The sequence below is a fragment of the Neobacillus drentensis genome (assembly GCF_036966985.1).
In the GTDB taxonomy this organism is placed as follows: Bacteria; Bacillota; Bacilli; order Bacillales; family Cytobacillaceae; genus Neobacillus; species Neobacillus drentensis_E.
Genome location: NZ_JBALSN010000081.1, coordinates 1 through 21,722 on the forward strand (window position 1 = coordinate 1; position 21,722 = coordinate 21,722).

Sequence of the window (21,722 nt, forward strand, 5' to 3'; positions counted from 1 at the left end):
AGGATAGACGCGACCCTCGCGTCTATCCCACAAAAACTCTATTTAAAAACCGGTTCCTTAAACGCTGCTAACTTCTCTAATGAAGATTTATCCACGTCAGCATGCAGGCTGTTTCCGTGTGAGTCCATTGTAACTACTGCCGTAAAGCCTTCTACACGCAGGTGCCACATCGCTTCTGGAATACCAAATTGCATTAAATCGACACCTTCAACAGATTTGATGCAATCTGCATAATACTGAGCAGCTCCGCCAATTGCATTTAAGTATACGCCGCCATGTTCTTCCAATGCAGCTAACGTCTTCGGTCCCATACCGCCTTTACCGATGACAGCACGGATGCCGAACTTCTTCATGATATCACCTTGGTAAGGCTCCTCACGAATACTTGTTGTTGGCCCAGCCGCTTTAACATGCCAAGCACCGGCCTCGTCCTTTAACATAACCGGACCGCAATGATAAATAACTTGTCCATTTAAATCCACTGGTGCGTCATGATCGCTTAAATATTTATGAATTGCATCACGGCCAGTGTACATCATACCGTTAATTTGAACGACATCGCCTACTTTAAGAGAACGGATTTGTTCTTCAGAAATTGGCGCCTCTAAAGTGATAACCCCTTCAGATGTAGCTGCCGTTTCCTGCACCGCTGCTTCTCCTTCAGCAAAATCAATGAATTCCCCATCTTGATACATCCATTCGTTGATTTCACCAGTCTCCGCGTTTACACTCACACCTAAACGACGGAATGCCCAGCAATTGTAGGCAACAGACACATAGAAACTTGCAGGAATACGGTTCATGACTCCAACTTTACAGCCTAAAAGGGTTGCTTCACCACCGAAGCCCATCGTACCGATTCCTAATTTATTAGCGTTTTCCATTACATACTCTTCTAACTTACGAAGGTCTTCATTTGGGTTCACATCTTCCACAGAACGGAATAACTGTTCTTTCGCTAAATCGTATCCAGAAGAACGGTCGCCGCCAATACCAACACCGATAAAGCCAGCGCTACAGCCTTGACCTTGAGCCTGATAGACGGAGTGCATGATGCATTTACGGATTCCATCAAGGTCACGTCCGGCACGGCCTAATCCATCTAATTCACATGGAAGGCTGTATTGAATGTTTTTATTTTCACAACCGCCGCCTTTTAAAATCAGACGAACGTCGATATAATCTTTTTCCCATTGGTCAAATTTGATAACAGGTACGCCTGCACCAAGATTGTCGCCACTGTTTTCACCAGTTAGGGAATCGACGGAGTTCGGGCGAAGCTTCCCTTCTTTTGTTGCCAACACAATGGCATTACGAATCGCTTCTTTAATTTCTAATTGATTCACACCCACTGGCGTTTTAATTTTAAAGGTTGGTAAACCTGTGTCCTGACAGATGGGTGACACTTGATCGTCTGCCATTTTGATATTATTTGTGATTGTCGCAAGGCTCATTGCGGCACTTGTTCCCGCATTTTCATTTTCCTTAGCCCGTTTAACAGCTCGGCGGACGTCCTTAGGAAGTTTTGTTGATGTTTCAACGACTAGCTTGTACATGCTTTCTTGAAATTTAGAAATATTCAATTCGAGTACCCCTCTCCCCATGTTCCCCATTAATATTTTTCAATTTTACAATTTTTTGCACGCTTATATTATACTCCTATAACCTCTAGAATTAAAGGATTAGGTTGCAACCGCTGCCAGTATAATCGAGGAAATCCCCATGTAAATATTGGATTTTACCTCCATATCCCCATTAAAAAGAGCCTGTTGATTAAACAGACTCACTCACTTCACGGTTATTAAATTCTCTACATTTAGATTCCATATCATCTAACATCGAAATTAAGCGGTCAATATCTTCAAGATCCGTATCTTCTGGATCAATGGCATCGAGGACATCAATGAACATGTTTAAGCGTTGTTTTAAAAAATTCACTTGTGTATTTTTATCTTCAATCGGACTACCCAAGTTGTTTCACTCCTTTCGCTAACGTTCTCATCCTATCGAAAAATTGCTGCTTTGACAATCGATTAATAATATTTTGCCCAATTTTTTAAAAATAAGGCTCTGTTATACTGGCTGTTGATTTCCACTTCAGGCACAAGCGGTTCGCNNNCTCCCCTGCCCCGTCCTCCCGCAGGACATTGAATTTGCTTCTTTGAATCGGCCCACGCACGAAGGAAATGCGAAAGCATTTTCGAGGAGTCTTCGTTCCTTACGTTCCAATCAACTTGCTATAAAATCAACAGCATCCTTAACAGAGACAAAAATAAAAAGACTCCTGGAACCAGGAGTCCGCATTTAGCGTGGTCGTTCTGACGCTGCAAATCCAAAGGAAACATAATCTTGAACCGGGATCCATGCACCGATTCCTTGAGACGTTACATTTTTAATTACGATAAACTTTTTGCTGCCTTTTAGCATTAAATAGACTTCACCGTAGGTTACTTTACCTTTTTCATTCACACCTGGTGCATAGGCATATAAGTAGCCCAACCGGTTCGGTGGAATGTTATAAATATGGTCATTCTTTGTGCCAGCACCAATAATCGTATCGAATGCAAGGGGAAGATGTGTTTTTTCCATCGCTTTTAAAAGCATCATTTTTTTCACCGCTTCTGCACTCGCAATTTTAGCCGTCAGCCCGCCTCTGATAATCTTTTGGGACTCCTGAACATACTTGATTTGATAGGGCACTTTGCCGCCGCGATTATCAAAATAATTGGTGTTAATTTTTTGGAACTCCCAGTTTGGAGAGGTTTCCGATGATTCGTAATTTAAGGGCCACTGACCTAAATAGACGATCGCACGATATCCAATCGCAAAAGGTGTGCTATTGATACTCGATTCATTTAGCATCCGGATTAGATCAGGGTTTTCGATTTTCACCTTTGATGAGTTAATCAACTTTTTAGTTAAATCACTTGGTTGTAATAATGGCAGATCCTGTGTTGAATTTGGATAGGTATTCTCCTTGGTAATATTTCGAACCGAAGCTGGGACTTGATATTTTACCGAAACTTTTTGCGCTTGACCCTTTTGTGCGAAGGCTGAGGGAATAAAAGTTAACATTAATAGCAGTGTCATCAAGATAGTGACATTTTTCTTCACGAGTTAAACTCCTTTCACTAATAGCATAATCAGTCTGCTAATAGTTTTTTCGGAGTTGATTATTTTTATCCATCTCAGCAAGTAATTTCAATATTTCGTTTGTAGTCGCAACATTAATTTTTCAAAAAATGGAAAGAACAATTGGATTGCAGGTCCTACAGTGAATGTAATGATAATCGTACCGTATGAGATAGGTCCATGTAGTAAAAAGGCAGGAATCAATGCTGTAATCTCTCCAATGGTTTTGGCCACCATTAAATTAACTCGAAAACGTTCTTTAATGGCTAACATAAAATTATCAATGGGACTTTGTGGGAATTTTGCCTGAATGTATATTGCTGCACCAAATCCGATAATCAAGATTCCTACTAATAGCATAGCTATTTTAGGGATAAGTTGATTGACTTGAAATAAATCAAAAACAGTTCCTAACCAAAAATCAACTAATGAACCTATGATTATAATCGTTAGAAGCGAAAGAAGATCGGGCTTTTTCTTTAATAAGAGTGATACCACTATGACTAAAAAAGCCCCATCAATCATTACCCATTTTCCTACTGATAAACCTACCTTTTCAGTTAAGGCGACATTAAGAGCATCCCATGCACCAACACCAATATCCGCCACTTCAATGGTCATACAGACACCAAAAGTCATAATAGTAAGTCCAAAAATAAAAAATAAAAACCGAATTAATAGTCTCATTAGTGGCTCCTTAAAGTTAAGAAAAAAGTAACACAAATGTAATATTCAGAACATTTACAAAATTAAAATTAAATACTATAATAAACTTAACTTATCAATAAAGGAGGGCCGTAATCAATCTGCTTCCATAACTTATTATCCATAAGGAGGTTGGGATTCCCGTCTTATATGAGATTCAACACTCGTGTTCATGTATCTAAATAAACATGAAGGTTGGTGATTGATGGCCCAAAGAAAAGCGATTGATTTTACCCTACTAAATGGTTATTTTATCATAATAGCGCAAGCTTGACGATTAACCCCGTACATTGAAGAATGGAAAAGAAACTTAAATTTAATAATAAAGACTCTATGCCACCGGGCTTAGAGTCTTTATTTTTTACAATAACTAGAGTAAGTAGAAGCCAATTCCCATAATCAAATAGGCAGCGAGTAGTGTTAACCCTTCGAACCAATTGGATTCACCGTCGTTGGAGATAACAACCATAAGGAGCACTGATGACACCATCGCAATTAACTCTTGCCAGCTAAATAGCAGTGGCATGGTGGTGTCAAAGAAAAGTGAGACAAGCACAAGAACTGGTAATACGAACATGGCCACCTGCAATGTAGAACCAATCGCGATTTCAACTGCAATATCCATTTTGTTTTTAAATGCCATGACAATGGCCGATGCATGTTCGGCTGCATTCCCTACTATAGCCACGATAATGACACCGATAAACAATTCAGACCAACCAAGTGTTTCTCCTACATACTCAAAAGTATGGACTAGGTGCTCGGAGATGTAAGCGACTGCTATTGTTGCAATGAATAGAACGGCAATGGCTCTCCCTTTTCCCCATTCTGGTTCTTCTTCTTCATGTGCGACTTTTTCGGTACTAGGCTGGTATACCCCTCGATGTGTTACCAACTTAAAAAATAAAGCAGCCAGATAAAGGATGATCAAAATTACTGAAATCCCAATACTTAAGGAAAGAGTTTTTGTCTCGTTCATATTAATCGAAAAAACTTCAGGAATGACAAAGGCAATGATAACTGCAAACATTAACAGCCCCGAATTATGTCTGGCATCGTAGACATTAAATGATTGGCGCTTAAATTTTAAGCCTCCTATAAAAAATGAAAGCCCTGCTACAAGTAGTAAATTTCCTAACACGGAACCTGTTAGTGAGGCGAGAACAATTCCAACAAGCCCTGCCTTCAACGAAAAGATTGAAATAATAAGTTCAACTGCATTTCCAAAGGTTGCATTTAAAAGTCCGCCAATCCGCGGTCCTGCCACTATCGCTAAACTTTCAGTTGCCCTTCCCATGTAACTAGCTAGCGCAACGATCGTTAAGCAATAGATAATAAATAAGACAATATTTGACCAATGCATCAGTGAGCCAATAACGGACAGCGGCACCCCAATGAATGTCATAAGCATAAAAATCCTGTTCACCGTATTCCCTCCAATTTCTTATAATCTAACGAGGATATTTTCTTTTAGACCTTTCCTTTTGTTCCTTAATTTACCTAAAATCAGGATGATTGTCTAGGGTCAGAACTTTCTCTTGCAAAAGGACGGTTTTCTCGGTTACCATTATTTAGGAACTATTTAATCTTTATTGAATGAAAATTGTAGAATTGAGGAAGTTCTATGAATAAAACTAATCTGCGGTTTTGGATCCTTGTTAGTATCGTTGCGATTTCTGGGTTTTCGCAAGGAATGTTGCTGCCTCTCATCGCTGTAATTTTTGAGAAAAGTGGGGTATCCCCTTCATTAAATGGTTTAAATGCGACCGCACTTTATATCGGAATTCTCCTTGTGTCTCCTTTCATGGAAATGCCTCTTAGAAAATACGGTTATAAACCAGTGATTATTTATGGCGGCGGACTCGTCATCGTTTCACTAGCTTTATTTCCTCTCTGGGAGACGTTTTGGTTTTGGTTTGCCCTCCGGGTACTAATTGGAATAGGTGACCATTCCCTCCATTTCGCCACACAGACTTGGATTACCTCATCAGCTCCTGCTGATAAGCGAGGACGAAATATTTCTCTATATGGATTATTTTTTGGAATTGGTTTTGCCAGCGGGCCACTTATGACACCATTAGTAAATGTAAATCAATCTCTGCCTTTTATTGTCTCCTCGATCCTTTGTTTTATTGGCTGGATTTTTGTATTTATGCTAAAAAACGAACGACCTGAACAAGAAGCTGGTATCAATTCCTTCCTATCAACTATCAAACAGTTTAAGAAGGCTTTAAAATATGGATGGGTTGCTTTCCTTCCGCCGTTTTCTTATGGATTTTTAGAATCCTCCTTAAATGGCAGTTTTCCTGTCTATGCCTTGAGAATGGATATAAACGTTACCAATGTTTCCATGTTGTTGACTGCATTCGCCGCCGGCAGTATTATTACCTCACTTCCTTTAGGAATTTTGAGTGATAAGTATGGGCGGCGAAATATCTTAATGTCGATACTTTTTCTTGGATTTATTAGCTTTACAGCCGCCATCTTTCTTGAACACTCTTTTATTGGACTGTTTGTGGTTTTCCTTATTTCTGGAATGATTGTCGGCTCAACATTCTCGCTGGGTATCAGCTACATGACAGACTTACTTCCAAAAACTCTACTTCCGACCGGAAATTTATTATGTGGTATTTTTTTCAGTCTCGGCAGTTTAAGCGGACCCATCATCGGCGGTTTGTTTATTAAATTCGTTGAAAATGTGAGTTTCTTCTATATCATTAGTACGATGCTCTTAACCTTATCCATTATCATCTTCACATTTGGTAAGAAGACTAATTTGGTATTCGAGCAACAAAGTTAGTAAATGGATTATTATGGAGCAAATTCATATCTTACGAATAAAATATGTGGTATGATAAACATAAATAGAAACCTTATAAAGACTGTGCTGTCATCCTTTTGATGACAGCTTTCGTATTTTTTAAGGGTATTGACTTTGATTATTCTTATCAATTAGCAATCGGAGGGGGGAAAATTAGTGAGTTCCGAAGCAAAGGCGCTAACAAAGAGTATAAACAAATTAGGTCTATTCGAAAAAATCAAACCACATGCAGAACTAATTGCAGCAGGCCTAAGCGGTGGTTTTATTGCAGCTGGCTGGTTATTTGATAAGTACGGAAATGGCGCAGATTCCATTATTGCTTATCTGCTAGCATTTGTAATTGGTGGTTTTGCCAAGGCAAAAGAAGGTATTGAGGCTACCTATGAAAATAAGGAACTGAACGTGGAAATGTTAATGATCTTTGCAGCTATAGGATCGGCCATTATTGGATACTGGACAGAAGGTGCCATGTTAATCTTTATTTTTGCAGTAAGCGGAGCACTCGAAACCTATACAATGAACAAAAGTCATAAAGAAATCTCATCTTTAATGAAACTGCAGCCAGAAGAGGCTTTGCTCATATCAGATGGCAGTGAAAAGAGAGTTCCTGTTTCAGTGCTTCATGTCGGGGATTTGATTCTAATAAAGCCCGGTGAGCGCATTCCTTCTGACGGGATGATTATCAAAGGACAAACCAATATTGACGAGGCTGCAATTACTGGCGAATCTATGCCTGTATCTAAAGGCGATAGGGAAGATGTTTTTGCAGGAACTGTTAACATGACAGGCTCAATTACTGTCCAAGTAACAAAAGCGAGCCATGACACTCTTTTTCAAAAGATCATTCAGCTCGTACAATCAGCTCAAAGCGAAAAATCTCCTTCACAACAATTCATTGAACGTTTTGAAGGAACCTATGTTAAAGTAGTCCTTTCTGTTGTTTTATTGATGTTTTTTCTTCCGCACTTTATCTTAGGCTGGAGTTGGCAAGAAGCCTTTTATCGGGCGATGATTTTATTGGTGGTTGCTTCTCCTTGTGCCCTTGTTGCTTCCATCATGCCTGCTACATTATCGGCCATCTCCAATGGAGCAAAACGTGGAATCCTGGTAAAAGGCGGGGTGCACCTAGAGAATTTAAGCCATTTGGGTGCCATTGCATTTGATAAAACCGGTACATTGACAAAAGGCAACCCGGAAGTAACGGAAGTGATTGTAAAGGATGGTCTTGATAGGGATACCCTGATTTGGAAGGCAGCATCGATTGAAAGCCATTCTAACCATCCGCTTGCAACGGCAATTGTGAAATATGTAAAATCAAACCTTAACAAAGAACTCCTCCATCCGGACAGTCTGGAAGATATACCTGGATGGGGTGTAAAGGCCACCATTAACGGTGAGAATTGGAAGATTGGTAAAGCAGCGTTTGTAGACCAAGGACCGATCGAAGAGTTTGCCGGTGGAAAGATTAAAGAACTCGCTAGTCAAGGCAATACGCTAGTATTTATTGAAATTGATGGCGAGTTATCTGCGGTAATCGCGATGAAGGACGTTGTTCGTGAGGAGACCAAACTTGCGATTGATCACCTGAAAAAGCAAGGGATCCGTACAGTCATGCTGACTGGTGATAGTGAAAAAACTGCACGCGCAATCGCCTCGGAAAGCCATGTTGATGAATTTTTCGCGGAATGCTTACCTGAGGTAAAAGTCGAAAAACTAAAGAAGTTAAAAACAAAATATGAAACCGTGGCAATGGTAGGTGACGGAATCAACGATGCCCCTGCACTTGCTATCGCTAATGTTGGTATTGCCATGGGTGGCGGAACAGACGTTGCTCTTGAAACTGCAGATATTGTCTTAATGAAAAATGATTTACCACGCATTGCTGAGGCCATTGATCTTTCGAAGCGAATGAATAAAATCATTAAACAGAATGTTATTTTCTCAATAACAGTTATCATGATTTTGATTTCGTCAAACTTCTTTCAGATCCTTGATTTGCCATTTGGAGTCATTGGTCATGAAGGCAGTACAATTTTAGTCATTCTTAACAGTCTGCGATTGCTTAAATAATACAAAAAGCCGAGCTGGATTGAAAAACCGGATGAACATTCATCCGGTTTTATTTTATATGAGGGAAAGCTCATTAGTGATAGCCGTTTGAACCGTTTGCTGAACCGGAAGTTTTGTTTCCTTTACTTCCTTTGCCTTTTTGCTTGGTACCGCCATCTTTTTTAGTTTTCTTTGTCATAATAAGAACCTCCTTGGTGAAAGTATCCTGCCACCTTAGTTTGAACAGATTGCGAAGTTTCATGAAGGTAACTATTAGCAATTCTTGCGATTTTTTTCACTATAAAAGGCATTTATTTCTCCACCTAAAATAATAATAAATGCCGATATATATAACCAAATCATTAAGACAATAATTGCCCCGATACTCCCATATGTAAGAGAATAATTACTTATATTTCCTACGTAAAACGTTAATCCAATCGAGGAAACAATCCAGCCAATTGTTGCAAAAGCGGCACCCGGAAAGGCACTGCGGCATTTTAATTTTACATTTGGTGCAATCCAATACAATCCTGTAAAAATAAGGAACAAAATAATCGCACTAACGAGCCAACTTAATGTATTCCACAGCTTAATAAATTCTGTCGTGTAGCCCAATTGAGAAAATAAAAAAATACCTATTTCTCTGCCGAACACGGGGAGAACAATAGCGAGAATTAATACGAAGATCATCCCAAATGTTAATAATATTGCCATCCCTCTAGAAACAATAAATGAACGGCTTTCCTTGACATTGTATGCCTTATTAAATGCCTTGACGATCGCATTAATTCCGTTCGATGCTGACCAAATCGTGCCAATGATCCCGAACGAAAGCAACCCGCCATTCCGATGGTTCATGATATCATGAACATTTTTTTCAATTAAATCCATTGCCTCGACTGGTGCAAAATCTCTCACTACTCCGAGCATATCCTGATGTGGAATCGGAAAATAGGGAAGGAGTGTAAATAGAACAATCAGGAGCGGAAATAGGGACAATAGAAAATAATAAGCCAACTGCGCACTTAAGCCTGGCAGATCATCTTCATCGACCCGATGCCAAAGTAATCTTAGTAAAGACGAGCGGACATTCCCTACCTTTTCCATGTCCATCCTCCTTTTAATAAGTCTTTTTGTCTTCTCCTAACACTTCTTCTAAAATAAGTGCTTCGTCACTCTTCGAGAAAGTATCCATCGTTTCTTTTACCATATCAGTTACCTGTGGTGTTAAATCGCGTAATTCTTCCACCTTATCTGTGATAAAGGAGATATCTTCGTTCACCTGCCTTACAGTTGTCTTTACCTTTTCAGCTGTTTCCTTTACTTTCTCTGCAATTTCACCGGGATTCCTAAAAACATAGGTTACCTTTGATGTGGTTTTTTGTACATTTGCTTTCATCACTTCACGTGTTTGTTTATCTAAAAGGCTAATAGCCCCGCCTGCAATGGCTCCAAGTATCATTCCGCGCCAAAATTGGTTTTTCTGTGTCATGTTAACGTCTCCTTTTATCCTTGTTATTATCAATAGTACCCCATGTAAAAAATACCAAAACCTGCATATTTTTATTTTCCTTGATAGACGGAGTCCATGCAAGTCCAGATTCTCTTTTAATGATTTTTTTATTGACATATAATTTCTTACATGAAAAGATGAACATAATAATTCGGAAAGGATGACCGAAATGAACTTATCTGAAAAGTCGATTGAAAATGTCGAATATATGATTGAACAAATAAAGGAAAAATTAAAAGTCTTGAACCTTGGTGCAATTAAACCTTCACACTTTGATGAAGAAATGTACGAGGAACTGAAAGAGATTTATGATATGGTCCAACGAAAGAATTCGTTTAGTCCAAATGAAATGCAAGCATTAGTTGAAGAGCTTGGGAGCCTTCGAAAGAAATAAAATGAAAACCCGTTATGCACATAACGGGTTTTCACTTTATTAATCTTGTTCAGTTAAGATGATTGTTCCCTCTTTGGTAACGGCAAGGGTATGTTCGTATTGCGCTGAATACTTCCCATCAATCGTTCGTGCCGTCCAGCCATTGAAATCCATTTTTGTTTGGTATCGTCCTACGTTAACCATGGGCTCGATCGTAAAGACCATACCCTCCTTGATTCTTGCACCTTTCCCTGGCAGCCCATAATGAGGAACATCCGGTTTCTCATGAATTACTGCGCCAATTCCGTGGCCAATAAAGTCACGCACAACCGAAAATCCTTCGCTTTCAACATATTTTTGAATTGCGTGCCCTATGTCTCCGATTCGATTACCGACAACCGCTTGTTCAATCCCTTTATACAGTGCTTCCTTTGTGACTTTTAATAAACGCTCAGTTTCCTCTGATACATCCCCAACTGCATATGACCAGGCAGAATCCGCTAGCGCACCGTTGTAATTAACAACCATGTCTACCGTCACAATATCCCCTTCATTTAAAGGTTCTTTTCTTGGAAAGCCATGGCAGATTTCGTCATTTATACTCGCACATGTAGCATACTCATAGCCTTTATAACCTTTTTGTTCTGGTGTCGCACCTTTTTTCTTAAGAAATTCTTCCACAAAGACATCAATTTCCCAAGTGGTAATACCTGGTTTAATCAATTTAGCTATTTCTTTATGACAAGCAGCAAGAATTTCCCCTGCTCTCTTCATTGCTTCTATTTCACGTTGTGATTTTAGGACAATCATTTTGTGGGTCCCCTTCCTTTTTATTTATTTTTATGTATGCAAATCAAAATTGTTATTCGACTAAAAACATACCTCTAAAGAATTATACAACATGCCGTAATAGGCAACACTTTTAATATTAACTCTATCCTGGTATTTTTTCAAAAATACTTTTACATAATTATTTTCTTAAAGTTCATATTTTCGCCTTATTTCTTTGTTCTTAATATGGTGCTTTTTTATTCTTTTTGATAGAATTAACGTAGAGTGAATAATAATTGGGTGTGAGACTAATGATTGGTGATCGCGTAAAAAAATTTCGCTTAGATAGAAAAATGTCGCTATCCGAACTTGCTGCTCAAGCAGGTGTGGCTAAATCTTATTTAAGTAACCTTGAAAATAATAAACAAGAGAATCCTTCTATAAAGTTCCTAGAAAAAATCGCTGTTGTTTTAAATATTCCTGTGGATCACTTGATACATGAAGAAATCAATAAAGAGGAATTAGATATTGATTGGATGAATTTAGTCAAGGACGCAATGAATTCTGGCGTTTCTAAGGAACAATTTAGGGATTTCCTCGAATTTAACAAGTGGCGAATTAATCAAAACGATAAATAAACAATCTTATTAAAAAGAAAAGCATTCTACAAAAAAGTTACTTTTGTAGAATGCTTTTTATTTTATGTACGAATATGATGATTCTGCTCATCTTTCGTTGACCAAGAAATCACGAACTGCTTCTATGGATAACCCCAGGTCCTTTGCTTCTAATATGAGTGCCATCCATTCCTGATCGATTACTTCTACTTCACTTTTTGTAATAACCATTTTACTCACCCCTAAAATACATTATGTATTCCAGGTAGCCCGGCCATCATAGCAAGAAACCTGCCTTAGATCCTCGGCTTTGCGTCCCTGCTTTTCAACAGGTTTGCCTTTTTCTGACATTACTAAAACTTAAGTCACTGAATTAGCATTTCTTTTTAGTTTTGATAGGTCGATTTACTTAATCTACATTGATATTATATCTAGTGCTATTTTAGTAGGTTGTTGTAATTTGTCGTATTGATTAAATTTTCACACAACTTATTCTAACAAATTATCCCATATATCTACAAAAAAATCCTATTTTATACTTACAATCAAAATACTCTCTGTCAAAAGAGTGAACTTTTGGAAGAAATCCCCTGCTTTTTATTCATTTCCTTAACCAAAACCAAAGGATTTTCCCAATATATACGTTAAATATTTGTCTAAATTGTGACAATTAGCATATAATGTAAACAATATAAAAATTTTCTTAATATTACTAATTTTCTAAATACTGGTGGTGATGTTGTGCAATGACCCTTATGCATGTGTTAAACTTTTCTATTCCGATTGCATTTATCGTGTTTGCCGGGTATTTTTTGGACCGCATATACAAACCAGATTCCACTCAAGAAAAAGCTGGTGAAGATTGAATCTTTTTTATTGGATTCCTCTGTCATTCAGCTTTTTCTTTTGGTGTAGTTAATTAAAAAGTAATTATTTCACTCCGTTTCGGGAATGATACTTGGGTAGACGAAAGGAGTGTTATAATTGGCACGCGGAGAACATTTTGAACATAAAAAGAAGGGTCATCCAGGAAACTTTCCACAAGATACTTTAGTTGAAAAACATGCGAAAGAAGCAGTTGGTGACGAAGAATTCCTAGTTGTACGGGAAGCTTTTAAAAATCGTGTGGAAAATGAAGATGAGTATCGTGGAGATACTGCCCGCTTACTAAATGATCAGACAGAATAAAAGGCGTGAGCATCTCACGCCTTTTTCCTATTAAGAAATCATTTTTAAAAATGGCCCTTTTCGGTCCTTACATTTCTAATAAATGGCAAGAATTCGATTGACTTTAGCCAATAAGCAGCTTTTTCAATATCCTTCGAGAACACCCTATCTTGTTTAATAGATTTTACCTGTTCGCGGGCCTTGTCGTAAAATAACCTAGTATGCGTGGCCATCTTTTCAATCCCGCGAATCTCCACCGCCTGCATGGCACAAATCAGTTCAATCGCCACAACTCTTCGTGCATTTTGGATAATTTGATAAGCATGCCTTGAAGCAATCGTACCCATACTTACATGATCCTCTTGATTAGCAGAGGATGGAATGGAATCAACACTGGCTGGATGGGCAAGCGTTTTATTCTCTGATACCAGTGCTGCTGCCGCATATTGCATGATCATTGCCCCTGATTGTAAGCCAGGCTCGGGACTTAGAAAGGCTGGTAAATCATTCAACTGCGGATTAACCAATCTTTCAATCCGTCTTTCTGAAATATTCGCCAGTTCAGCCACAGCAATTTTCATAAAATCCATAGCAAAAGCAATCGGCTGTCCATGAAAATTTCCCCCTGAGATCACCTTTTCCCCATTATCAAAGATTAACGGATTATCCGTTGCTGCGTTCATTTCTATTTCTAATTTTTCTTTCACATAATCCAGAGCCTGCCACGATGCACCATGAACCTGTGGAATGCAGCGGAGAGAATAAGCATCTTGAACCCGTAACTCGCCCTGCTGTGTAGTTAATAAACTATCATTTAAATAACTACGGATTCTTTCTGCCGTATCAATTTGCTGTTTATAACCCCTAGCTACATGAACTTCTTCCGCAAATGCATCGATAATTCCATTTAACCCTTCCATTGTCATAGCAGCAATTAGCTCACTTTCATGTGCCAGCTGCTCTGCCTCCAAATAGCCAATCACACCCATAGCTGTCATCGCTTGTGTCCCGTTAATAAGGGCTAAACCTTCTTTTGCCTCCAACGTTAACGGTAAAATTCCTTCTTGTTGGAGTGCATCAAAAGCCTCCAGTTGCTTACCTTTGTAAAATACCTCTCCTTCGCCAATTAAAACCAACGCAAGATGTGAAAGCGGGGCTAAATCACCACTTGCCCCCAGGGAACCTTGCTGCGGGATCACAGGAATGATATCCTGATTCACTAACTCTAATAACTTTTCAATGACAACAGGTCTGACTCCTGAAAAACCCTTGAGGAGTGCGTTTGCTCGTAGAAGTACCATTGCTTTGGAAACTATTTCTGGAAATGGTTCGCCAACCCCGCATGCATGGGAGCGAATTAAATTAAGCTGGAGGTCTTGAACATGGTTTTTATCAATAAGGACGTCGCTGAACTTTCCAAATCCCGTCGTAATCCCATATACTACTTTTGATGTTGAAACAATTCTTTCAACTGCTTCACGACTCTTCTTGACTGCTTCCAAGCTCTCACTTGAGGCCATGACCTTTTGCTTTCGATATAAAACATCTTTCATCTGCTCTAATGTTAAACTTCCACCTGTCAGTGTTACCATATCGTCTCTCTCCTCTACCACTGTAGTATAATAAAGAAAGAGGCTGGATTCCGAATCTACTTGATTGGGAGTCCAGCCTCTTTTATGATGAATTGATTGAATATTATCAGATGCCTCATGGGTATCATTCCATTCTTTATCTATCTTAGTGATAATATTGTATGGGATGATAAGCTTTTTTGTCAATTTAATTTTCAGAATTTTAGGACGATAATACTTTAGCAAGATAATAAATGAAAGGAAAAAGGCTTAGGTTACAAAATCTCTTGAGATTCCGTTATACTATATAAAGGTTAAAATGGATGTACCCTGAAAGGAGTAAATATGAAATCTCTTGTACTTGCAGAAAAGCCAAGTGTGGCCCGGGAACTTGCCCGTGTTCTTGGCTGCAATCAAAAACATAAAAGCTATATGGAAGGAAATCAATATATTGTCACATGGGCACTCGGCCACTTAATCGAATTAAAAATGCCAGAGCATTATGACACGAAATATAAAACATGGAATTTAGAGGATTTACCGATTATTCCACAAAAAATGGGCTTGATGGTCATGAAGCAAACCAACCATCAATTCCGTGCGATTGAATCGTTAGCAAAACGGAAGGACATTAACGAATGTATCATCGCAACTGATGCTGGTCGTGAAGGTGAACTAGTTGCGCGCTGGATTCTTGAAAAGATCCGGTGGAACAAGCCCTTAAAAAGATTATGGATTTCTTCGCAAACCGATAAGGCCATTAAAGACGGGTTCAAGCAATTAAAGCCTGGTAAACAATTTGAGGACCTCTACCATTCGGCCGTTTGCCGTGCGGAAGCTGATTGGTTAATCGGATTGAATGTAACAAGAGCACTAACAACGAAATATAAAGACCCACTCTCGGCTGGACGGGTTCAGACCCCTACTCTTGCTCTTGTTTTGGAACGAGAACAGCAGATTCAAGCCTTTGTTCCAAAGGAATATTGGACGATTCGAGCCGATATTGGCCCACTTTCAACAGATTGGGAACGGGACAATGAAAAGCGCATCTTCGATAAGGCAAAGGCTGAAACCGTCCAATCAAAAGTAAATGGTAAAAAGGCGGTACTCGATAAAATAGACCGTAAGAAAAAATCAGAGCCACAACCACTGCCTTATGATTTAACCGAACTACAGCGAGATGCAAACAAGCGGTTTGGTTTCTCGGCGAAAAAGACATCATCTGTCTTACAACGTCTTTATGAGCAATATAAATTGGTCACATATCCTAGAACTGATTCACGCTATTTAACCACCGATATGATGAACACTATGACAGACCGCTTGCATGGCATGGCTTCTGGGTATAAAGAAGAAGTTCGACCGCTGCTTGCAAACAAGGGGACTGTGCTCGCCAAACGCGTCTTTAACAATGAAAAGGTAACAGACCATCACGCGATTATCCCAACGGAACAAAGACTTAATCTTAGTGAACTTGATTCAGATGAAAGAAAACTTTATGACATCATTGCTAGACGTTTCTTAGCATTGTTTTTACCAACTTATGAATTTGAAACCATACAGGCAACATTTAAAGTTGAAGGCGAAACCTTTACCGCCAAAGAAACAAATGTAATTGAATTGGGCTTTAAAAAGGTGTTAGGAAGAGAAGGATCGGAACAATTGACTACTGGACTGCAAAAATTAGCTCAAGGTCAGTCCTTTTCGGTAAAAAATTGTTCAATCAACCAAAAATGGACAGAGCCGCCGCAGCGCTATTCCGAAGCTGATGTTCTGGCGCAAATGGAGAAATTTGGCCTAGGGACGCCAGCAACGAGAGCAGAAATTATTGAAAGACTTGTAGAAACGGAAGTCGTAGAACGACAGAATGGACGCTTCCACTCAACGAAAAAAGGCAAGCAGCTCATTGATCTTGTTAATGATGAATTAAAGTCACCGGAACTAACGGCCAAATGGGAACAGGAACTAGAGAAAATCTCCAAAGGAAAGGCGGACCCGAAAGCCTTTTTACAAAAGATTCGCCGCCAAACGGAGCAGTTGGTTTCTGAAATTAAAAAAAGTGAAAAATCCTATCGTGCCCACAATTTAACCGGTTCAAGATGTCCTGAATGTAACGAATTCCTAAAGGAGCGGAATACAAAGGAAGGGAAGATTCTCGTTTGCTCAAGTCCAGAGTGTTCCTTCCGAAAACGTAAGGATCCAAAGCTTTCCAACCGCCGTTGCCCGCAATGCCATAAAAAAATGGAGATTCATAACGGAAAAGCCGGCGCGTACTTCCAATGCCGCCGCTGTAATGTCGTTGAAAAAGCAGAAGACAAGAAAAAAGCGGTCAATAAAAAAGAAGCACAAAAGCTTGTCCAGAAATATACCCAAAAAGAGGATTTCGGAACCAGCTTAGGTGATTTACTAAAACAAGCCTTAAACAATCAGGAATAATCATAAATGGTAAGCACTCGGGATGTGCTTACCATTTATGTTGCAAGTTTTTCGATTTGGCTAGTATTATGGTTGGTCAAAATTTTAGAAACGAGGACAATGTATGAGAATTAGGGATTGGGATCCTAATTTAAAGGTTCGCTTATTCAGCGAAGCGATGATGAACATCACGTTTTGGATGTTTTTTCCTTTCTTAACGATTTACTTCGCAGAAGAGTTCGGTAAAAGTAAAGCAGGATTATTATTAGTTTTTTCACAGATTTTTTCAGTACTTGCTAACCTTATGGGCGGATACTGTGCAGACCGGTTCGGGCGGAAACGAATGATGGTTCTGTCTGCAATTGGTCAAGGACTTTCATTTATCGCATTTGGCTTCGCTAGTTCACCTTGGTATGAATCCCCGTGGATGGGCTTTGTCGCTTTTGCAGTTGCCGGTGTGTTCGGTTCCTTTTATTGGCCGGCTAGCCAAGCAATGGTAGCCGATGTAGTCGATGAAAAAGACAGAAGCAATGTGTTTGCTATTTTTTATACCTCTATAAATATTGCGGTTGTAATTGGCCCGATTCTAGGTGCGATTTTTTATGTTCATTATCGGTTTCAACTTTTACTTGTCGCTGGGTTAGTCTGCATTTCCTTGGGACTTATTTTAGCAAAATGGACTCGTGAAACATTCCCGATTAATCAAAGTGCTTTTTCGTCTGATGGGAAATGGTATTACTTTTTAAAAAATCAGCTGAAGGATTATTCACTCATTGTTAAAGATAAAACGTTTCTGTTATTTATCCTTGCAGGAGTATTAGCGGGGCAAACATTTATGCAATTGGACTTGTTGATTCCAGTTTATATAAAGGATGTCTTCCAAGATCAAAGTCTATTTTCAATAGGGCATTGGTCATTTTCGGTTAATGGTGAGCAGGCCTTTGGTTTAGTGCTCGCAGAAAATGGCTTCCTCGTCGCTCTACTGACAGTAATTGTCACAAAGTGGATGAGTTCTTATTATGAAAGAAATGTATTTGTTCTCTCGTCAGTTGTGTACGCCATTTCAATGATTCTTTTTAGTCAAACCACTTGGGTTTGGGGTTTAATGATCGCGATGGCGGTTTTCACTTTTGCTGAATTAATGGGAGCCGGGCTCCAGCAAAGCTTTGTATCGCGACTTGCTCCTGAGCATATGCGGGGACAATACTTCGCCGCTGCAAGCCTTCGGTTTACCATAAGCCGTACCATTGCACCGCTTGCAATTCCAATGACGGTATTGCTTGGCTATAGCTGGACGTTTTTCGTGTTAGTTTTTCTAGCCATGTTCAGTGCTGGGATGTACTGGGTCATGTTCCATTCATTTGAAAAACAAAATATTAAATCACATATATAAATACTGGTCAATAATCTCTTAATATTTGTACTAAATTGTTCACATTTGCCCAATTTGTATTATAATTAACTTATCAAGATAATTAATATAAGGGCGGTGGAAACAATGGAATTATCTGAGTTCATGGCTCCAACATCATTATCAGGTATTATTACATTCTTAGTACTATTTTCCGCAGGTGTTTATTTTAATATAAAAGTATACGGCAGCAAGATGCAGTAAAGATGAAAATCTTTACTGTTTTTTGTTTTATAGGCGTCCTCAATCTTAATTGGTAATAGTTTCTTTTTTTAATTAATAACGCTACAATATAGGAAGATTCAGAAAAAGGAGGCATACATATGAATGAATTTCAAACAACTCTTGAAAAATATGCTGAACTGGCTGTTAAGGTTGGGGTAAATGTTCAGAAAGGTCAAACTCTTGTCGTTAATGCTACTTTAGATGCGGCGAATTTTGTTCGTCTGATTGTTAAAAAAGCCTACGAAACTGGTGCTCAAAATGTCATCGTTAACTGGAACGACGATACTGTGACGAGAACAAAATATGACTTAGCTCCAGATGAGGCTTTCCTTGAGTATCCTGTTTGGCGTGCCAAAGAAATGGAAGATTTAGCAGACCAAGGGGCAGCCTTTATGTCGGTTATTTCTACTAGCCCAGATTTGCTAAAAGGCGTGAATCCAGAACGGATTGCCAACTTCAATAAAGCTGCCGGAAAAGCATTGGCAAATTACCGGAAAGCTGCACAGTCAGATAAAGTGAGTTGGACGGTTATCGCAGCTGCGTCACCTGCATGGGCTACAAAGGTATTCCCTGATGAGCCTGCTGAAAACCAAGTCAATAAGCTTTGGGATGCGATTTTTAAAGCAGTGCGTGCAGACGTTGAAAATCCAGTAGAAGCTTGGAAGAAGCATGATGAAACCCTTCATGAAAAAGTTGATTATTTAAATGAAAAACGATACCAAAAGCTTCATTACACAGCCCCTGGTACAGACCTAACGATTGAACTTCCTGAAAAACATATCTGGGTAGGCGCAGGCAGTGTGAATGAGAAGGGCTTTGAATTTATGGCAAACATGCCGACTGAAGAAGTGTTCACTGTACCCTATCGAACAGGTGTGAATGGTACAGTTGCCAGTACAAAACCATTAAGCTATGGTGGAAATATTATTGACCGCTTTTCAATTACCTTTGAAAATGGAAAAATTGTTGGCGTGAAAGCAGAAGAAGGCGAAGAAATTCTTAAGCGTCTTGTTGATACTGATGAAGGCTCCCATTATCTTGGTGAGGTTGCACTTGTACCATATAATTCACCAATTTCCCTATCAAATGTCCTATTCTTTAATACATTATTTGATGAGAATGCCTCAAACCATTTAGCAATCGGAAGTGCCTATGCTTTCTGTATTGAAGGCGGAAAGAAAATGTCTTCTGAAGAATTGAAAGAGAACGGTCTGAACGAAAGTATCACCCATGTCGACTTCATGATTGGTTCCACTGAGATGGACATCGATGGAATCACCGCAGATGGCAAAACAGAACCCGTGTTTAGAGGCGGGAATTGGGCTTTTTAAATCTATGTGTACAAAAGAGCAGGCTTCACCTGCTCTTTTTTATGGTGAAAAGATAATTGCCCCATCCTTTTCTTTTTCAATTTTTTCACGCATTTTATGAAGTTGGTCCAGTGGATTTTCAGGTATGACTTTTCCTAATATGCCAACAAGGTTAAGCGATTTTAATAGGTCTTCCTCCAAGCTTTGTAATTCAGTTGTCAATGAGTCACCTTGACAGATTGAGTTCAAAGTTTGTTTCTTTGTTATGGCTTCATCAATTAATGACAAAGCTAGCTCTTTTGTAACCGCCCCTTTTGCTTCCTCTAATTGAATACAAACGGATTTTACAACCTGTTCCACCTTTTCCTTAGTTCCACTAACAATAGGGTCAATTTTCTCTATAACTGGTTCAAGTGGTTTCGTGACAGGCTCGACGGGCTTCAACACTGGCTCAATTGGATCTGTTACTGGTTTCAACGGCTTCAGGATGGGTTCGATTGGTTCTACGATTGGCTCCAATGGTTTTGTAATAGGTTTCAAGGGATTCGTCACAACTTTAATCACCTCTTTAACAGGTTCAGTGATATTTCCAATGTCATCGGGTGGTTTAAGCACATTGGAACGATCTTCACACGTGAGAGGCAAATGTCCACTTGAAATTTTATTAAGCTCTTTATCCAATTGATTAACGGGAAGTGCACTTAATTCTTGAATTATTTTCAACTTCTCAGGCTTTGTTGCATTTGACTGGCCCGAAACCGTATTAAGGACTAACTGTTTAATAATACTATTCTCGGATTCCATAAAATGAGCTATCATAACCACCTGCTCCATCCCAATTTCTGGAACAGTTTCCGTCGCGTTTAGGCAAGTCCCTTTAAAGGAAAGAGCTGATGTATCAACAATCATATTCTTTACACTAACAGGTCCATTTGCTTTTAAACTAATAGTTACAGGACCTTTTGGTGAATTTACCTGCTTGGTTAATTTCATTCCATATATCATTGCGGATTTATAATGAAAACGAAGCATTAGTTTCCCACTATTGGCAGCGGTATCTTGTTTAATTATCGTTGCTGTCATACCCGAACCAACTACTCGATCTGCCTCAATGACAAACCCTTCTGTAATTTGATCCTCCGCTTTTACTGCTTCACCATTAGCAAAAATAGTTAAAAAAAGAAATGGGAGACTAAAGATTAACAAGATTATCTTGCTTTTCCACCACATGGTTTGCTCTCCTTTAGAAAGTGTGGGCTGATTTTTCCATATCAGTTGGGGGTGTAACTTTTACTCTCACTGGTGCTAGCCGCCATGCCAGCAGCAATGCACCTCCGATGATTCCAAAGAGCGTCCCGAAAAGAAACCCTCCTAAGGCTCCAATAACGGATAATATCGATAGAAAAATAGTAAAGATTCCAAGAATTTTAGAAGCATTAGGAAAAAACAAGGCCACAATTCCAATCAAAGTAAGCAATCCTCCAAAGAGTAAGCCTATGATTGCAATCGACCCTGGCAGGAATGTACTTAAATAAAGGTTTAATGGTACCCATGAAATCATGAGTCCGCTGATTATTGTCATGAAAGCCCCCCATATGGGTCTGCCTTTTCGCCATTTAGTGAATTTCATCTATTTCCC

20 protein-coding genes and 1 riboswitch are annotated in these 21,722 nt (G+C 39.1%); of the genes, 8 read left to right on the forward strand and 12 right to left on the reverse strand.

Annotation, left to right across the window (positions count from 1 at the left end):
* Positions 1–38 precede the first annotated feature (38 nt).
* The 5 genes from V7659_RS05935 to cax form a co-directional block, all read right to left on the reverse strand.
* The gene (locus V7659_RS05935; protein ID WP_335538788.1) at positions 39–1,583 is read right to left on the reverse strand and encodes a fumarate hydratase; all 1,545 of its coding nucleotides are present in this window, start codon (positions 1,581–1,583) and stop codon (positions 39–41) included.
* 190 nt (positions 1,584–1,773) lie between these two features.
* Positions 1,774–1,971: an SE1561 family protein gene (locus V7659_RS05940; protein ID WP_066251284.1), complete on the reverse strand. Its 198-nt coding sequence runs from the start codon at positions 1,969–1,971 to the stop codon at positions 1,774–1,776.
* A 333-nt stretch (positions 1,972–2,304) separates the two neighbouring features.
* Positions 2,305–3,075 (reverse strand): YfkD famly protein, encoded by a 771-nt coding sequence (locus V7659_RS05945; protein WP_373561737.1) that lies wholly within the window; start codon positions 3,073–3,075, stop codon positions 2,305–2,307.
* A gap of 126 nt (positions 3,076–3,201) precedes the next feature.
* On the reverse strand, positions 3,202–3,819 hold the full coding sequence (locus V7659_RS05950; protein ID WP_335538791.1) for a YczE/YyaS/YitT family protein: 618 nt from the start codon (positions 3,817–3,819) through the stop codon (positions 3,202–3,204).
* 388 nt (positions 3,820–4,207) lie between these two features.
* Positions 4,208–5,248 (reverse strand): calcium/proton exchanger, encoded by a 1,041-nt coding sequence (gene cax / locus V7659_RS05955; RefSeq protein ID WP_335538837.1) that lies wholly within the window; start codon positions 5,246–5,248, stop codon positions 4,208–4,210.
* A 213-nt stretch (positions 5,249–5,461) separates the two neighbouring features.
* Here cax and V7659_RS05960 point away from each other — a divergent pair, with 213 nt between their 5' ends.
* Together V7659_RS05960 and V7659_RS05965 are read left to right on the forward strand one after the other, a co-directional pair.
* Complete coding sequence (locus V7659_RS05960; RefSeq protein ID WP_335538793.1) at positions 5,462–6,637, forward strand: MFS transporter; 1,176 nt, start codon at positions 5,462–5,464, stop codon at positions 6,635–6,637.
* 177 nt (positions 6,638–6,814) lie between these two features.
* On the forward strand, positions 6,815–8,728 hold the full coding sequence (locus V7659_RS05965) for a heavy metal translocating P-type ATPase (RefSeq protein ID WP_335538795.1): 1,914 nt from the start codon (positions 6,815–6,817) through the stop codon (positions 8,726–8,728).
* Between the two features lie 252 nt (positions 8,729–8,980).
* Here V7659_RS05965 and V7659_RS05970 read toward each other — a convergent pair whose 3' ends face one another.
* Positions 8,981–9,817, reverse strand: coding sequence for a YihY/virulence factor BrkB family protein (locus V7659_RS05970; RefSeq protein ID WP_335538796.1), 837 nt, complete (start codon positions 9,815–9,817; stop codon positions 8,981–8,983).
* A gap of 13 nt (positions 9,818–9,830) precedes the next feature.
* The gene (locus V7659_RS05975) at positions 9,831–10,202 is read right to left on the reverse strand and encodes a YtxH domain-containing protein (RefSeq protein ID WP_335538798.1); all 372 of its coding nucleotides are present in this window, start codon (positions 10,200–10,202) and stop codon (positions 9,831–9,833) included.
* Positions 10,203–10,392: 190 nt separating this feature from the next.
* On the opposite strand from V7659_RS05975, the gene V7659_RS05980 reads away from it, so the two are divergent.
* Entirely contained in the window at positions 10,393–10,617 is a 225-nt protein-coding gene (locus tag V7659_RS05980; RefSeq protein ID WP_026564441.1) for a DUF1128 domain-containing protein, read from the forward strand.
* Positions 10,618–10,656: 39 nt separating this feature from the next.
* On the opposite strand, the gene map is transcribed toward V7659_RS05980, so the two are convergent.
* The gene (gene map, locus V7659_RS05985) at positions 10,657–11,406 is read right to left on the reverse strand and encodes a type I methionyl aminopeptidase (RefSeq protein WP_335538800.1); all 750 of its coding nucleotides are present in this window, start codon (positions 11,404–11,406) and stop codon (positions 10,657–10,659) included.
* A gap of 272 nt (positions 11,407–11,678) precedes the next feature.
* Between map and V7659_RS05990 the strand changes: the two genes are divergently transcribed.
* Positions 11,679–12,005: a helix-turn-helix domain-containing protein gene (locus tag V7659_RS05990; protein ID WP_026564443.1), complete on the forward strand. Its 327-nt coding sequence runs from the start codon at positions 11,679–11,681 to the stop codon at positions 12,003–12,005.
* A gap of 87 nt (positions 12,006–12,092) precedes the next feature.
* Here the strand turns inward: V7659_RS05990 and V7659_RS05995 are convergent, their stop codons facing one another.
* Positions 12,093–12,215: an anti-repressor SinI family protein gene (locus tag V7659_RS05995; protein ID WP_144552845.1), complete on the reverse strand. Its 123-nt coding sequence runs from the start codon at positions 12,213–12,215 to the stop codon at positions 12,093–12,095.
* A 30-nt stretch (positions 12,216–12,245) separates the two neighbouring features.
* A riboswitch (cyclic di-GMP riboswitch) is annotated at positions 12,246–12,333 on the reverse strand.
* Positions 12,334–12,968: 635 nt separating this feature from the next.
* Here V7659_RS05995 and V7659_RS06000 point away from each other — a divergent pair.
* A complete protein-coding gene (locus tag V7659_RS06000) occupies positions 12,969–13,172 on the forward strand; it encodes a hypothetical protein (protein WP_144552843.1) in 204 nt (67 codons plus the stop codon).
* A 44-nt stretch (positions 13,173–13,216) separates the two neighbouring features.
* Here the strand turns inward: V7659_RS06000 and hutH are convergent, their stop codons facing one another.
* On the reverse strand, positions 13,217–14,743 hold the full coding sequence (gene hutH / locus V7659_RS06005) for a histidine ammonia-lyase (protein WP_335538802.1): 1,527 nt from the start codon (positions 14,741–14,743) through the stop codon (positions 13,217–13,219).
* Between the two features lie 324 nt (positions 14,744–15,067).
* On the opposite strand from hutH, the gene V7659_RS06010 reads away from it, so the two are divergent.
* The 3 genes from V7659_RS06010 to V7659_RS06020 all read left to right on the forward strand — a co-directional run bounded on the left by V7659_RS06010 (position 15,068) and on the right by V7659_RS06020 (position 20,104).
* Entirely contained in the window at positions 15,068–17,158 is a 2,091-nt protein-coding gene (locus V7659_RS06010; RefSeq protein ID WP_335538803.1) for a DNA topoisomerase III, read from the forward strand.
* A 103-nt stretch (positions 17,159–17,261) separates the two neighbouring features.
* Positions 17,262–18,530 carry an MDR family MFS transporter gene (locus tag V7659_RS06015; protein ID WP_335538805.1) on the forward strand — a complete coding sequence of 423 codons (1,269 nt, stop codon included), beginning with the start codon at positions 17,262–17,264 and terminating at the stop codon, positions 18,528–18,530.
* Between the two features lie 341 nt (positions 18,531–18,871).
* Positions 18,872–20,104 (forward strand): aminopeptidase, encoded by a 1,233-nt coding sequence (locus V7659_RS06020; RefSeq protein WP_335538806.1) that lies wholly within the window; start codon positions 18,872–18,874, stop codon positions 20,102–20,104.
* A gap of 39 nt (positions 20,105–20,143) precedes the next feature.
* Here the strand turns inward: V7659_RS06020 and V7659_RS06025 are convergent, their stop codons facing one another.
* The gene (locus tag V7659_RS06025) at positions 20,144–21,313 is read right to left on the reverse strand and encodes a hypothetical protein (RefSeq protein WP_335538808.1); all 1,170 of its coding nucleotides are present in this window, start codon (positions 21,311–21,313) and stop codon (positions 20,144–20,146) included.
* 13 nt (positions 21,314–21,326) lie between these two features.
* Positions 21,327–21,713, reverse strand: a complete 387-nt coding sequence (locus tag V7659_RS06030; RefSeq protein WP_335538809.1) for a DUF6114 domain-containing protein — start codon at positions 21,711–21,713, stop codon at positions 21,327–21,329.
* Positions 21,714–21,722: the final 9 nt, after the last annotated feature.